The sequence below is a fragment of the Brevibacillus sp. HB1.4B genome, from assembly GCF_013284285.1.
In the GTDB taxonomy this organism is placed as follows: Bacteria; Bacillota; Bacilli; order Brevibacillales; family Brevibacillaceae; genus Brevibacillus; species Brevibacillus porteri.
This window is the reverse complement of the sequence record NZ_JABSUT010000007.1, coordinates 174,312-189,538: the sequence shown is the minus strand read 5'-3', so window position 1 is coordinate 189,538 and position 15,227 is coordinate 174,312. Positions and strand designations below refer to the sequence as shown.

The following is a 15,227-nucleotide window of genomic DNA, read 5'->3' as shown; positions in this document are numbered from 1 at the left end:
TGTCCTACAGCGCACACAGCTCGATTTCAAACCCGAGGTCTTCAATCATCTGATGGTCTGTCGTGATTTCCTGCCCGGGCGTCGTCAAATAGTCGCCTACGAACAATGAGTTAGCCGCATACAAGGAGAGCGGCTGCAACGTGCGCAAATTCACTTCGCGACCACCCGCAACGCGAATTTCTTTATCTGGGCAAATAAATCGGAACAAGGCGAGAACTCGAAGAGCCTTCATTGCCGGAGTGCGTCCTTTATCCTCCAACGGGGTTCCGGGAATCGCATTTAAAAAATTGATCGGGATGGAATCTGCGTCGAGATTGCGCAGGGCAAATGCCATTTCCACGATCTCTTCATCGCTCTCCCCCATGCCGATGATCACGCCTGCGCAGGGTGACATCCCTGCTCTTTTCACGGTATCGACTGTCTGTACACGCTGATCGTATGTGTGCGTTGTCGTAATCGCTTCGTAATGATTGCGACTCGTGTTGAGATTATGGTTGTAGCGGTGAACACCTGAATTTTTTAGGCGCGTTGCTTGTTCGTCGCTTAATATCCCAAGGCACGCACAAATTTTCAGCGGCATCGTTTCGCGGATTTCTTTGACTGCCTCGATGACCTGGCCTAGCTCTCTTTCTGTGGGACCACGTCCTGAGGCGACAATACAGTATGTACCTGCTTTTCGATTCATGGCTTCTCGCGCACCTGCGAGCAATGTCTCCTTGTCCAGCATCGTGTACTTGGATACGGGAGCATTCGAAACAATCGACTGCGAGCAGTAACCGCAATCCTCCGGACATAGGCCGCTCTTGGCGTTGATGATCATGTTCAGTTTGACCTTTTTTCCGAAAAAGTGCTTTCTGACGCGAAAAGCTTCGTTCATGACCAGTAGCAGCTCATCATCAGACGCTTGCAATACCTTCATTGCCTCGTCCTGTGTAAACTCTTCTTTCTTGATGGCTTTGCTTGCGTACTCCTTCCAATCCAGACAGGCGCTTTGCTTCATTTTCTCGTCTCCTCTTTCTATTATTTATGGCTCCATTGACACAACTGTCCGATGTCTACACATTCTTGGATCAGCTGCGTCAACTGCTGGCGCTCTAACGGTTGGTCTATCCATGGAAGCACGCCCCATACAGGAACTCCCCCGTAGCTCTCGATCATGCTCGCGTTTGTTTTGACACTCTCATCGGTGACACCAGCAGAGTTGTTTTGATTCAGGATGACACCTACAACCTCGATCCCGAGTTCCCGTGCATACCAAACGGACAAGAGCGTATGGTTAATCGTGCCGAGCCCAGCCCGCGCCACGATGAGCATAGGTAGATTCAGTCGAGCAGCAAGATCCGCCATCGTTTCGGTTGGAGTCAATGGCACAATCAGACCACCAGCTCCTTCGACAAGGATTGCCGGATAACGTTCCATCAGGGGTCTCCCGCAAGCGATTACTTCCTCCATGGTCAAGGTTTTCCCCTCTGCTTCCGCAGCCAGAGACGGGGTAAGCGGCGCCTCAAAACAGAGCGGAGCTATCTCCTCACACGAGTCAGGCACTCCACTCCACGCTCTCAAGTGCATAGCGTCACTGCCCTCATCATGTGCTCGTGCTCCTGACTGGACTGGCTTCCAAACCCCTATGTCCACTCCTGTCTCACGCAACACGGATGCGATTCCGGCAGTCACAACCGTTTTGCCTACCCCTGTATCTGTTCCTGTGATGAACAATCCGGAAAAGGGTCGATCAGTCACATCAATCACTCCTCCGTTTCACCTGTCGTTACATCCTGAATCGATTCCGTCAAAATCCGAACCATGTCAGCCAATTCTTCCGTTGTAGATACAAGCGGCGGGATAAAAACCATGACGTTGCCCAATGGCCGTGTCAGAAGCCCTTTTTCTCTCGCTATCTGACAGACACGCACACCGATCCGCTCATTCCAGTGATAGGGCTCCTTGGTCTCTTTATCCCGAACCAGCTCGATTCCCGCCATCAAGCCTTTTTGCCGGATATCGCCTACATGGGGCAGGTCGCGAAGTGGCACTAGCAATTGATCCAGATCGGTTGCTTTTTGTGCTACCTGTTGAACGACTCCGCGCTCCTCCATCAGCCGCAGGTTGGCGAGAGCAACTGCACAGCCAAGTGGATTTCCCGTGAACGAATGTCCGTGAAAGAAGGTTTTCTGTTCCTCATAGTCGGCGAAAAAGGCATCATAAATCTGCTCGGTTACTAAGGTAGCCGCTACTGGCAAATACCCTCCCGTGAGCCCTTTTGCGACCGCCATAATATCTGGCACGACTCCATCATGCTCACAAGCGAACATTTTGCCCGTGCGTCCAAATCCTGTCGCTACTTCGTCTGCGATCAGCAATACATCATAGGCGCGCAACAGCTCCGCGATTTTTTTCAAGCAACCGTCCGGCATGATAATCACGCCGCTTGCTCCCTGCACGACAGGCTCCACGATCATCGCCGCAATCTCATGAGCTCTTTCCTTCAACAAACTTTCCAGACTGCTCAATGTGGCCTGAACGGCTGCTTCTTCGCCACCCTGTCGGTATGGATAAGGGTATGGAATGACATGTGGAGAAAAGAGCAGTGGTTTGTAGACCTGATGGTAGAGCGGAATGGCTCCCACACTGGTAGCTCCAATCGTATCCCCGTGATAGGCATTGTTCATTGTGATAAACGAATACTTGCCAGTCTGCCCGCGATTTTGCCAGTATTGGAACGCCATTTTCAATGAGATTTCGACTGCCGTTGCCCCGTTGTCAGAGTAAAAGACTTTGCTCAGTCCTTTTGGAGCGAGGTTGATCAGCTTTTCCGCTAATAGAATGGATGGGACATTTGCCATGCCGAGCAAAGTAGAGTGGGCAATCTGGTCGAGCTGTTCCGTGATCGCCTGATTCAGCTCGGGAACGTTGTGCCCGTGGACATTCAACCACACGGAGGAAAAACCGTCGTAGTAAGCCTTGCCGTTCACATCGAACAGCTTGATCCCTTCTCCTCTCGCAATAATCAGTGGCTCCTGTGCGACGTAGTCTTTCATTTGGGTGAAGGGATGCCAAACGTATTGCTTGTTTTTGGCAGAAAGCTCTGCATAATTATTTAACAACCAAATCACAACCTTGGTTAACATATATTTGTTAACCGTTATTTTAAAATGGTTAACCTATTTTAGCAAAGCTTTTTTCTTCGACATGGAAAAAAGAAAAAAGGCCAAGCTCCTCTTTTTTAGAGAAGCTTGACCTTTTTCTATTGTCATTCTTACTTGGCTTGATGCAAGATGCGATATAGCGCAACGACACACACTGCTCTCGTCGTCGGTTTATTCGGCTGATAATTTCCTCCAACTGGATCAATCAGACCGAGTCCGACCATGTTGTTGATGGATGTAGATGCCCAGGATGGCCATGTCCCTTTATCGGAGACCTTTTTCGTCGCTCCCTTTTTATTCACGAGACGATCGAGAATGACTGCGGCCTCTGCGCGAGTCACCGGCTGATCTGGACGGAAAGTATTATCGTTATAGCCCTTCACCAGGCCTTTGGAAACAGCAACCTGTACGGCACCTTGCGCATAGGAAGGCACCTTATCCTTGAATTTCAGCTTTGGTGAGGATGGGAGCTCCCATTCAAAAGTGCGCGCGAGCAAGGTGACGAACTGTGCTCTTGTCAAAGAAACCTCTGGGCCGAACGTCGTCTCCGTCAAACCCTTTACGTAGCCCTTTTCCGCCATGTAGGTGATTTCTGCCTTGGCTGGATGCTTCGCGATATCACTAAATCCAGCGCTGTCCGTGCCTGCATTGTCCAGGTAGTACGGAATGTATTTGCCGTAGCTATTGACTTCATATACCCACTGACCTTGAGCATTCAGAGTTCCCAGCAGCGGATCCAAAGTATTGTTTACTTCGTTTACGTACAAGAGCCCAACGCCTTTTCCAGCGAGCCATTTCTTCGGTGCCAAGGTCAACTGAATCGACGAAGTTGAAATTGCGTCCTCTTGTCCTGCTTTTAGTTCGCCCGGCTTAATCGTAAACGAATAATCAGCAGGCACATATCCTGGCATCGGCTGAGTCACGATCGACTCCACATCAATCAGCGCACTATCCAGGTAAAGCGCAGTATTTGCTAAGGAATAATGGAGATCCAGCTCCGCCCCGAGAGACATGCTGCCTGGCAGTTCAGGAACAACGGCTACATCGCTCGGTTGACCTGTCTGGTTGCCCAAGAGGAGCGAGAATTCGTCGAAGTACAGTGTTCCTTTGTCGTGTGTAATGCCATCATTGGCTTGGTCAACGACATACACACTCTTGAGCTGCAATGGATACGCAACATTGCTCGGGAAGTAGCCTTTAACCTGCTTCCACCCTGTCCAATTGATCTCTTTTGCCAGATCGACGTAGACTGCCTTGCCGTTTGCATCGACTACTTCTGCACGGAGCCAATGTCCGCTGTTGTCACCATTGACCCATAAGCCCAATCCGAGCGGTTTGCCAGGAATGGTCACAGGTTTTGCCCCCAGAACGCCATACGAAATCCGCATGTTGTTCGCTGGTGCTCCAGAGAAGTTGTACACCAGCTTCGCTGCCTTTTTCGTGCGGAATGTCTGATCGGAAACGAGCCCGAACGATCCAGCGGAACTGATGCTGGATGGATTTGCCGCATGGTACATGCCAACCTGATTATCGAAGGTGAGCCATGGCTGCTCAAATTGTCCGACAGCAAATGGTACGCTTGTCGACACGCCATCATACGTAATGGTCAGGGTTCCGTTGCCCGGCTCATTGCCTGCTACCAGTTGCAGATTGTCGTTAATCGTCGCTACAGGGGAATCGACACTCGCTTTTACGCTAAGTGGCGTCGCTTGTACGGTAGAACCCTTCTTCGTTTTGATTTTGACATCGAGATTAAGGGATTGTCCCGGTGCAATCGTGATCGGATTCGGGGAAACGACGATTTGCTGCACATCGTTGCCGGAAATAACTTGAATGTCTTTATTTTGCGTCACATTGCCCAATCGCGCTGTCAATGTGATCTTGCCGGAGCGAGCTGGTGTGAATTGCTTGCCATTTACGGTTCCCGCTTCGAACTGACTGGCATCCCAGCTCACATCGCCTACATTGATCGCGTACGGTTGGTAGTGAACGTCATATCCCTTGGATGCGCTGAGCGAGATCGTTTGTCCGATGAGCACATCTGCTGGTACATCGATTTGGAAGCCTTTCAATTCTCCAGCAGGTGCCGTGTTGTATACGGCCAGTCCAGTAGGCACACGTCGCTCAGCACCGCCGCTCGGCTTATTCGACAGATTCGCGTGTGTCTCACCCAGCATGCGAGCTGCCATGGTCGTAGAGCCACCACCATCAAAATTTACAGCCCGAAAAGAACCGAGCTCCGCCATGATTTTTGCTAGTTCATCCAAATAAACGCCTTGGCTCGCATCGATCGTGACCATGTACAAGGTCTTCCCGTCCTGGGAAACACCGACCGCTGTACGCGCCGTTTTGTTTGTGATGGACTTGTCCGCTGGAAAGGACGAAAGTGCTTTCCCTTGATCAACCAAAAGAACATTGCCACCCACCGCATGGTTCAAGTCGAGTGTCTGTGGTGTCGTTTGATACTCAACTGTTGCAGTAGCGCCTACTGGGAAGTTTTGTTTGAGAAACGCTCCTGCTGCTCCATGTCCCCAAAGGACATAGCCGTTGTAAGGTATGTATACGCCAGGTTGATTCACACGAACTTCTTTGGCTACGTTGTCTACAAACAGAATCTCGACGACATCTTTGTAGCCCGATATCGTCCCCAAGCTGGTTTTGCCAAAGGAAGGGGTATAAACGTTCAGTTGGTTCTGGTGACTTTTTCGTCCGTCACTCGGGTTGTACTCTTCCTTGTTGACACCCTGAATCGAATAGGTAGCGCCATTAGGAGCAGTAACCTTGCCGCCAAAACCAAACTTATCGACAATGGCCATCTTGTCTCCGGTCAAGCCTAGGGCGTACCAGTAGGAGACCAAGCCCATGGAAGAAATGAGTTCATCGTCTTTCATGACAATGCCAAACGGTGCTCCCCGCTTCGACATGTTAAAAAAGTCGGCATTGATCGCTGCTACAGCTCCGGTTTCACGCGCCATTTGTGTAACCGTCTGCCTGTCTGTCAGCTTGCCTTTCGTCCCGTATACCGGTTTGACCTCAACGTAAGGATTATTCATGTCAACCTTGGTCACCATGATCGTGACGACTTGGTTGGCAAATGATTTCGTATATTTCTGCAAAGTGGTCCCCTCACCAATTGGGGTTTGCCACATCATATTCAATGCACTGGTCTCCGCTCTGGCGTGTGCGACATTGGTCGCAAACGGCACAAACGGAACAAAAGCTCCCCAGGCCATGGTCGTGGCCGTGAGCAGCGTCACTATCCTTTGCGCTCTCATGTTGGTAACTCCTCTCCGTATTCCAAACTCTATCTTTTTTCCATCTAAGCCAAGTAACTAAATATTAGACGCAAAAAATCATGGATAGTTTCGCCAATTCTCTCGATTCTCCATTAGAAAAACATACCAAATCGTCAGTCTTCGAAACCAAAAAAATTCCCGTTACCAACAAGAAACCCGCCCGGTTTTGACGAACGGTACCTGGCGGGTTTTCCTAGCTGTATGTTACTGACCTGGTTTGAAAGGCTCTGGCTGTTCAGCTCGCAAACCAAAATGATAGAGGATTGCTTCTACGATTCGACGGGAAGCCTCGCCATCCCCGTACGGGTTGACAGCGTGCGCCATTGCATCGTAAGCCGCTTGGTTGGTCAGCAATTCTTTTGCCATTGCATAAACTTGCTCTTCGTCAGTTCCCACGAGCTTCAACGTGCCTGCTTCAATCCCCTCAGGACGTTCTGTCGTATCGCGCAGAACCAGGACTGGTACGCCAAGAGACGGCGCTTCCTCCTGCACCCCGCCAGAATCGGTCAGGATGAGATGGGCACGACGAGCGAAGTTGTGGAAATCAAGGGCATCCAATGGTTCGATCAACGAAATGCGATCGTGGTTTCCGAGAATCTCCTGCGCTACTTCTTGTACAGCAGGATTCAAGTGAACCGGATACACAACAGCAATCTCAGGATGCTCGTCCACTAGTCTTCGAACTGCACGGAAAATACGGCGCATCGGCTCGCCCAAATTTTCGCGGCGGTGTGCCGTCATCAGCACCAGCTTCTGACCAGCTACGCGATCAAGTACCGGATGCGTGTAATCCTCGCGAACCGTTGTTTTCAGCGCGTCAATTGCTGTGTTTCCTGTCACGTAGATGCTCTCTTCCGGCTTTGCTTCGCGACGAAGATTGTCAGCCGATCCATCGGTCGGAGAGAAGTGCAGGTCAGCCATTACACCTGTCAACTGACGGTTCATCTCTTCCGGGAACGGCGAGTACTTGTCCCATGTGCGCAAGCCCGCTTCCACGTGTCCGATCGCGACTTGATTATAAAAAGCAGCCAGACTCGCCACAAAAGTGGTTGTCGTATCCCCGTGTACGAGGACAATGTCCGGTTTTACTTCCTTCATCGTTTCATCCAGGCTCTCCAATGCGCGAGTGGTCACACCCACTAACGTTTGGCGATCCTTCATGATGTTCAAATCAATGTCTGGTTGAATATCAAAAATGTCCAAAACCTGATCGAGCATTTGACGATGTTGGGCCGTCACGCAAACGACCGATTCGATCTGTTCACTGTGCTTGTTCAATTCATGGACAAGCGGCGCCATTTTGATCGCTTCTGGACGTGTTCCGAATACCGTCATTACTTTTACAGTTTTCATACGTTTTTCCCTCTCCGACTACTTCGTGCCGTACAAGCGGTCACCCGCATCGCCCAATCCTGGCACGATGTATCCATGGTCGTTTAAATATTCATCAACAGCTGCTACGTAAATATCTACATCAGGATGCTCGTCCTGAACCAGCTTGATGCCTTCTGGAGCAGCGATGAGGCACATCAGCTTCAAGTTTTTCGCTCCACGTTTTTTCAAAGCAGTAAGAGCAGCAACAGCAGAGCCCCCAGTCGCCAGCATTGGGTCAGTTACGATCAACTCACGCTCAGCAACATCGGATGGCAGCTTCACATAATACTCAACAGGCTGTAGGGTTTCCGGATCACGGTAAAGACCTACGTGTCCTACTTTGGCAGCAGGGATCAGCCTCATCAGGCCATCCACCATACCAAGACCAGCGCGCAGAATCGGTACCAGCCCTACTTTTTTACCAGCAATTACGTTCGACTGACAGGTAGCCACTGGCGTTTCGATGGTGGTTTGCTCCAACGGCATATCACGAGTAATTTCATAGCCCATCAGAGTCGTCACTTCATCTACCAGTTCGCGAAATTCCTTGGTCCCTGTATTCTTGTCACGAATATACGTAACTTTATGCTGAATCAGCGGATGGTCAAACACATATACACGGCTCATGTCATTTCCTCCGTTTCCCTATCAATGCATCCTTTCTATAATAGCGGGTGAGAGTGACGCCGTCAATTTGCCTAATCTTCGTACTTTTTCGCATCCTCGATCCCTAGCTACAGCCGGGAAGTGGAAAAAAAGCAGACCCGTATGGGAAAATTTCCACTGGGTCTGCTTCTCGTTGGCTTGCTTAGATATTCAATCCTTCGTACATCGGGAAACGTTGGCACAAAGCTGCCACACGTTGGCGTGCTTCTTCGTGCTTCGCAGCATCCTCTGGGTTTTTCAATGTCAGAGCGATAATTGCTGCAACTTCTTTCATCGCTTCCTCATCAAAACCGCGGCTCGTTACTGCTGGCGTACCCATGCGCACACCGCTTGTAACAAACGGGCTTTGTGTATCGTAAGGAATGGTATTTTTGTTTGTGGTAATGCTTACTTCGTCCAACAAATGCTCAGCTACTTTACCTGTCAGGCCGATTTTGCTTACATCAACCAATACGAGGTGGTTATCCGTTCCGCCGGAAACGAGCGTCAGACCTTCCGCAGTCAGCGCCTCAGCAAATGCACGTGCATTCTTGATGATGCGAGCTGCGTAATCCTTGAACTCTGGTTGCAGGTTTTCGCCGAAGGCAACCGCTTTTGCTGCGATGACGTGCATCAACGGACCACCTTGAACGCCTGGGAATACGGATTTGTCGATGCCTTTCGCGAATTCTTCCTTGCACAAAATCAAACCGCCACGTGGTCCACGCAGAGTCTTGTGCGTCGTAGAAGTAACGAAATGCGCGTGCGGTACTGGGTTTGGATGCAGACCTGCCGCAACCAGACCAGCGATATGCGCCATATCCACCATGAAGTACGCGCCCACTTCATCCGCGATCTCACGGAACTTGGCAAAATCAATCGTACGCGGATAGGCACTCGCACCGCAAACGATCAGTTTTGGCTTGTGCTCCAACGCTTTTGCACGAACAACTTCATAGTTGATCAGGTGCGTATCTTCGTCTACACCGTAATCAACGAAATTGTACAGAGTACCGGAGAAGTTTACTGCACTACCATGCGTCAAGTGACCACCGTGGGACAGGTTCATTCCCAACACAGTATCGCCTGGCTGAAGAATGGTGAAGTATACAGCCATGTTCGCCTGAGCACCGGAGTGTGGTTGTACGTTTGCATGCTCAGCGCCAAAAATTTCTTTTACGCGGTCGCGCGCAATGTTTTCCACGATATCCACATACTCGCAACCACCGTAATAGCGGCGACCTGGATATCCTTCTGCGTATTTATTCGTCAAAACGGTTCCCATTGCTTCCATAACTGCGCGGCTTACGAAGTTCTCAGAAGCAATCAGCTCAATCTTGTCGCGTTGTCTTCCGAGCTCCAGTTGAACGGCTTCCATGACTTGCGGGTCTTGATTACGCAAAAAATCTAGCATAATAGTTTCTCCTCCTTAAAAGTTCGTGATCATAAAGTGGGCTTGTCCCACATTCTTTTTACGTGCAGCTTTCATTCGATGGTGTCTTCTCATACACGGCACGCGGTCCGCCAATCAGCTTAGGACGCGTACGCGCTGCCGTAACATGAGCTTGTCCAACGAGACGCTGTGTTGGACGCACCGGTACTGCCACATGCTTCAGATGCATGCCGATCAGCGTATGGCCGATATCAATGCCTGCGTGCGCGCGAATGTGCTCCACAACGGCTGCATCCGTGAACTGTGTAAACGCATGCGCAGCCATAGAGCCTCCAGCAGTCGGAACGGGAACAACCGAGACCTCTTCCAGTCCGTATCGCAATGCAACATCACGCTCGACGACCAGAGCCCTGTTCAAATGTTCACAACATTGGAAGGCAACAGCAAAGCCGCGCTTTTCTACAACAGATTGAATCCCACGATACAGAGCCTTCGCTACATCTTGGCTGCCAGCTTTACCGATATGCTCCCCGAGCACCTCGCTGGTACTGCACCCAATCACCATGAGTTGCCCGGCTTTCAGCTCTGCCATATCAGCTACTTCTTCGACAATGTCACTGATTTGTTTTTCGATAGCGGATAAATCCACTTACTTCACTCCCGCATGCTTCGCTTCAATTTGGGAAATCTTTTCCACACGACGCTCGTGGCGACCACCTTGAAACTCTGTTTCCAACCAAATTTTCACGATATCAAGCGCAAGACCCGGTCCAATGACACGCTCACCCATCGCCAACACATTGGTGTTGTTATGCTCACGGGTAGCGCGTGCAGAAAACGTATCATGCACAAGTGCACAACGGATGCCTGGAACCTTGTTGGCTGCGATCGACATGCCGATACCTGTTCCGCAAACGAGAATGCCTCGATCAAACTCCCCCGCTGCCACCTTTTCCGCTACTGGCAAAGCATAATCGGGATAATCAACCGATTCCTCGCAGGTGCAGCCGAAGTCTTCCGTCTGGATGTTCATGGAGGCCAGCAGAGACTTGATCTCCTCTTTTAGCTTGTATCCACCGTGATCAGCAGCAAGTGCTACTTTCATCTGTCATCCCTCGCTTGTCTCATAATCTTCGTCTAGTATACATCAAAAAACAATAAGTAAAAAGTGAACATTTTTATCAAATGACTAAAAATCGTTCGTACTCTCGCAAAAAACAAGGCCCTGGCTATATACCAGCACCCTATTCATCCACTGATTTACGAAGACCTGGGTCCTTGAGCATCAATGAGAGCCTTTCCAGTGACTCTTCGATTTCTTCGGCACACCTGCGATAATCCATCAGTGATCCCCCATACGGATCAGCAATATCACTAAAGCCTTCTATCCCAACGAACTCCTGCAGGGTATGCACCTTTTCAGCCGCTGAGGGGAAATACGTCAGGATCGCTCGCTTGTGACCGTGCGTCATCGTCAAAATGACATCAGACCATTCAATCAACCCTTCGTCTACCTTGCTGGCCTTATGATCGTGGGCAACTCCTCGTTCTTCTAATACTTGTTTGGCGTGCAAGGAGGCATCCTGACCGGCAAATGCCGCCACTCCTGCTGAGCGTATCTCAAGCCCCTGTCCATCTGTCTTCGAACGGAACAACGCTTCTGCCATTGGGCTTCGGCACGTATTTCCCGTACAGACGAAAAGTATCCGTTTCACGTATCGTTCCTCCTCTCCTATTAATTAGTCCGGTTATATCATAAATTTTAACCCAAAACCAAACAAAATAAGTCCACCTACTAATTCGCTATAATCCCCAAGCCACCCTCCCACACTCCTGCCTAACAATAAACCGAAGTAGGACATGGTGGCACCCATTATTCCAAAAAGGGAGATGGCCAAAATTCTATTGACCTCGATCAAGCCGAACGAGAAACCGACGGTGAAAGCATCCAGGCTGACACTTAATGCGAAGAGCATAAGTCCGAACCCTTTTGTCTTCAATACACTTTTTTGATCCCCTTGGACGAAACCATTCCATAGCATATGCAAGCCGATGATCATCAGGACACCGCCGCCAATAAACACGGCTATATCTCCAACCAAATCGGACAAGTATGCTCCAACAACAATCCCGATGATCGGCATCATAATGTGAAACAGTCCGATGGTGATACTCACTTTGATAATCTCTCGTAACCGAATCCCGACCATCCCTACGCCAATTCCCAACGAAAAGGCATCCATACTTAAGGCGAAAGCAATAATGAGCAACGTCAAAAATTGCCCCCATTGAAATAACACCTGATCCAAGCAGCTCCCCTCCCGTCTCTTCACCTTATGCGGACAAGGGGGAGTTTAGGACAGGTTTACACGGACAAGACTCGGCCTCCAGCAGCCTTTTCCAAGCGATTCATTACGGCCATACCCAACCCGTTTCGCGGGAAAGTCTCACCGACTATATACTGCACCTCTTGATCGTCGAATTCTCGCAGCACAGCATAAAGCTGTTGGGCAACCATTTCCAGATCCGCTTGTGATCCGACCACAAGAACGACATCTGCCGCCGCGTGACTTTGCCAAAAGGAAACTGTTTCTTCCGTTGCCAGCACACCCGTTTTTTGACCGTGCTGCTTCGCCTGTTGCAGCATGTCTTCCATTTTCGCCCGAACTTTTTCACTCTCTCCTGACACGAGCCACATTTCGCCTTCAGGAGCGTAATGCGTATATTTCATCCCTGGAGAGCGCGGTGCCTCGGCTGCTCCCACTTGAAAAGAAGGGTCGAGCTCCACGTAGCCAATCACTGGTTCCATTTGCTCCCGTGTGATGCCGCCTGGGCGCAGAATCATGGGCGGGTCCTGCGTAACATCAATAACCGTAGATTCTACCCCAACACCTGTTGCCCCACCATCGACCACACCTGCTACGCGTCCATCCAAGTCAGCCAATACATGCGCCGCTGTCGTTGGACTCGGACGTCCAGAGCGATTGGCACTTGGAGCTGCAATCGGTACCCCCGCTTCCTTGATCAAAGCCAAGGCAATCGGATGATCAGGCATGCGAACCCCGACTGATTCCAGACCTGCCGTTACCAGCGAAGCTACTTGATCCGTTTTTGGCAAAATCACCGTCAACGGGCCAGGCCAAAATGCCTCCATCAGCTTTTTCCCTTTCTCCGGAACCTCACTTGCTACTGTGGACAACTGGTCCCACGCCCCAATATGTACAATCAGCGGATTATCGCTGGGTCTGCCTTTTGCTGTAAATATTTTTTCCACTGCTTCATTTGATAATGCATTCGCTCCCAAGCCGTAAACCGTCTCCGTGGGAAACGCGACAACTGCCCCTTCTCGAAGAAAACGGGCTGCATCCACAATCTGTGCACAACTATGCTGATTTTCCACATCGTTATCCACAGACCAGGCTTTTGTCACAAAATTCATTTCCATCGTTAAAAAATCCTTTCTCTAGCTCGTTTCTTGGTAAGGAGTGCCTTAAGTATAGATGTGCACCAAAAAGTTTTCAACAGGCTGTGGGTAACTTGTGAATAACTTTTCTGAACAGCGTGGAAAAGAGAACATTGTTACCTTTTTTTAACTTCATCCGTCTCAACCGTGTAGTAGAATGAACACGAAAACAAAACAATAACTTTCCCTTTATCGAAAGGACCGTGAATGATATGTCATCTTTTAAATCCTTAGCTTCCAGCCTGCTTGGAACAGCTGTATTGTTAACAGCTGTCGCTGCTCCAGTATTTGCAGCACCAGCTTCACCTGCAACCTCCACAAAGCCTGCTGTACAAGCGCCAAAGCCAAAAGCTAACGGTGTCGTGTTCACACCAAAAACCATTACGGTCGATACGAAAGAATTTCAAGGTAAAGTATCCATCCCAGTGATTAGCGGGATGAAGGATAAAGCTTTTGAAGCAAAACTGAACGCTACTCTGCTAAAAGAAGCACAAACAGGCTTGGCGGAAGGACAAAAAGCCGGCAAAGAAGATGCGGCAGAAGCGAAAAAAAACGGATGGGAGCCACGTCCTCATGCACTCGACATCTCCTATGAGGTATACCATGCTGGTAATCTCGTTTCTTTCTCCGTACAGACGTACATTTATACAGGCGGAGCACATGGCATGACGGATGTTTCGTATTACAACATCGATAATCAACCCAAATCAAAACAATTGAAGCTGGCTGACCTGTTCCAGTCTGGCCATGACTACCGTACCATTTTCAATCAAATCATTTTGCAACAAATAAAAGAAGAAACCGAGGAGGATGGCTTTAATCCTTACGATGGATTTGAAAGCATCAGAGAGGATCAAGGCTTCTCCTTTAAAGATGGCAACCTGATGATCCATTTTGGTCAATACGAAATTGCCGCCTATGCAGCGGGAATGCCAGAGTTCGCGATCCCTGCTCAGCGTTACCAAGATTTGTTGAAGTCTGAGATTCGTGAGGCTTTGTTCAAAAAGTAATAGAGCCATTCAAAACGACACCTGCACATGCGGCGGGTGTCGTTTTTTATGTCCAGCTTAGGAGAGCCAGCTCTCGATTTTTTCCCATAAGTAAAATCTCACTTCTACTTTAGGAGCAGAGGCAGTTGCTTCTTCTACTTTTTCTATCTCTTCGGACTTTTCTAGCTCTACTTTTGTTTGTTCAGCGTCCACTTTATTTGATTCGGAATGTTGCCCTACTTCGTTCTCTTCTAGGGGTGCAACCGCTACTTGCTTTCTATCAAGTCGATCGTAGTTTTCATCTTCTTCGGATACAGCTGCTGTCGGTTGCTCTGATTCTTCAGGCTCTGGAGTTGGCTCTGCTTGTACAGCGTCGCCATTGGACATGTCAATAAAGCAGAGCGGTGGGAACAGGACACACCACCAGTTTTGGCCTTTTGCCTCTCCAATTTGTACACGGACTGCTCGGTAGTTACCCGCAGGATACACATAAGAGCCGTACAGCTTCGTCGGAAAAGGGACTTCGCCGAAATCGACTACAGCTTTATACGAAAAACCGCGTTCCTTGATCGTCTTGTCTACGACTTGTTGCAGGACAGGCAATTGTGATTGAATCACTTGCTCTGCTTCCTCCAAAGTCTCGATATCGTCCGCCCATGTATTCATTTGAGCGATAATGGCATCTCTGACTTCGCGCTTCAACCATTGGTCTTGGACAGAATCGCTGTTCGCAATAATACGCAAGCGAACGGATTCCTGAGGGATCGGCCCATTATCCAACACATTGGCCGAAGTAAGCTGCCCCTCCCAGCTCATCATAAGTACAAACAGGCTAAATGCCATCAATAACATCCGTTTCATCGTTATCCGTCTCCCTCTATACTGATCTTCTCTCTTTAGCAATCAGTATGGACGGATTCA

Annotated in this window: 14 protein-coding genes; 1 reads left to right on the top strand and 13 read right to left on the bottom strand. The window is 49.5% G+C overall.

Annotation, left to right across the window (positions count from 1 at the left end; all coding sequences use genetic code 11):
- Positions 1–4: 4 nt before the first annotated feature.
- The 12 genes from bioB to HP398_RS18345 form a co-directional block, all read right to left on the bottom strand.
- Entirely contained in the window at positions 5–1,000 is a 996-nt protein-coding gene (gene bioB, locus HP398_RS18400; protein WP_173623333.1) for a biotin synthase BioB, read from the bottom strand.
- A gap of 20 nt (positions 1,001–1,020) precedes the next feature.
- Entirely contained in the window at positions 1,021–1,740 is a 720-nt protein-coding gene (gene bioD / locus HP398_RS18395; protein ID WP_173623332.1) for a dethiobiotin synthase, read from the bottom strand.
- A 5-nt stretch (positions 1,741–1,745) separates the two neighbouring features.
- Positions 1,746–3,128 (bottom strand): adenosylmethionine--8-amino-7-oxononanoate transaminase, encoded by a 1,383-nt coding sequence (gene bioA, locus HP398_RS18390; protein WP_173623331.1) that lies wholly within the window; start codon positions 3,126–3,128, stop codon positions 1,746–1,748.
- 128 nt (positions 3,129–3,256) lie between these two features.
- The gene (locus tag HP398_RS18385; protein ID WP_173623330.1) at positions 3,257–6,421 is read right to left on the bottom strand and encodes a phosphodiester glycosidase family protein; all 3,165 of its coding nucleotides are present in this window, start codon (positions 6,419–6,421) and stop codon (positions 3,257–3,259) included.
- A gap of 225 nt (positions 6,422–6,646) precedes the next feature.
- The gene (wecB, locus tag HP398_RS18380; RefSeq protein ID WP_173623329.1) at positions 6,647–7,795 is read right to left on the bottom strand and encodes a non-hydrolyzing UDP-N-acetylglucosamine 2-epimerase; all 1,149 of its coding nucleotides are present in this window, start codon (positions 7,793–7,795) and stop codon (positions 6,647–6,649) included.
- Positions 7,796–7,813: 18 nt separating this feature from the next.
- Entirely contained in the window at positions 7,814–8,443 is a 630-nt protein-coding gene (upp, locus tag HP398_RS18375; RefSeq protein ID WP_007725492.1) for a uracil phosphoribosyltransferase, read from the bottom strand.
- Between the two features lie 181 nt (positions 8,444–8,624).
- Positions 8,625–9,875 carry a serine hydroxymethyltransferase gene (locus HP398_RS18370; RefSeq protein WP_017252368.1) on the bottom strand — a complete coding sequence of 417 codons (1,251 nt, stop codon included), beginning with the start codon at positions 9,873–9,875 and terminating at the stop codon, positions 8,625–8,627.
- 58 nt (positions 9,876–9,933) lie between these two features.
- Positions 9,934–10,503 carry a TIGR01440 family protein gene (locus HP398_RS18365; protein WP_173623328.1) on the bottom strand — a complete coding sequence of 190 codons (570 nt, stop codon included), beginning with the start codon at positions 10,501–10,503 and terminating at the stop codon, positions 9,934–9,936.
- Positions 10,504–10,959 (bottom strand): ribose 5-phosphate isomerase B, encoded by a 456-nt coding sequence (rpiB, locus tag HP398_RS18360; protein WP_017252370.1) that lies wholly within the window; start codon positions 10,957–10,959, stop codon positions 10,504–10,506.
- 139 nt (positions 10,960–11,098) lie between these two features.
- Complete coding sequence (locus tag HP398_RS18355) at positions 11,099–11,569, bottom strand: low molecular weight protein arginine phosphatase (protein WP_017252371.1); 471 nt, start codon at positions 11,567–11,569, stop codon at positions 11,099–11,101.
- A 33-nt stretch (positions 11,570–11,602) separates the two neighbouring features.
- Positions 11,603–12,163: a manganese efflux pump MntP gene (locus HP398_RS18350; RefSeq protein ID WP_017252372.1), complete on the bottom strand. Its 561-nt coding sequence runs from the start codon at positions 12,161–12,163 to the stop codon at positions 11,603–11,605.
- A gap of 56 nt (positions 12,164–12,219) precedes the next feature.
- Complete coding sequence (locus HP398_RS18345; RefSeq protein ID WP_173623327.1) at positions 12,220–13,299, bottom strand: L-threonylcarbamoyladenylate synthase; 1,080 nt, start codon at positions 13,297–13,299, stop codon at positions 12,220–12,222.
- A gap of 230 nt (positions 13,300–13,529) precedes the next feature.
- Between HP398_RS18345 and HP398_RS18340 the strand changes: the two genes are divergently transcribed.
- The gene (locus HP398_RS18340) at positions 13,530–14,327 is read left to right on the top strand and encodes a DUF3298 and DUF4163 domain-containing protein (RefSeq protein WP_017252374.1); all 798 of its coding nucleotides are present in this window, start codon (positions 13,530–13,532) and stop codon (positions 14,325–14,327) included.
- A 57-nt stretch (positions 14,328–14,384) separates the two neighbouring features.
- Here the strand turns inward: HP398_RS18340 and spoIIR are convergent, their stop codons facing one another.
- Entirely contained in the window at positions 14,385–15,167 is a 783-nt protein-coding gene (gene spoIIR / locus HP398_RS18335; protein WP_017252375.1) for a stage II sporulation protein R, read from the bottom strand.
- Between the last annotated feature and the right edge of the window lie 60 nt (positions 15,168–15,227).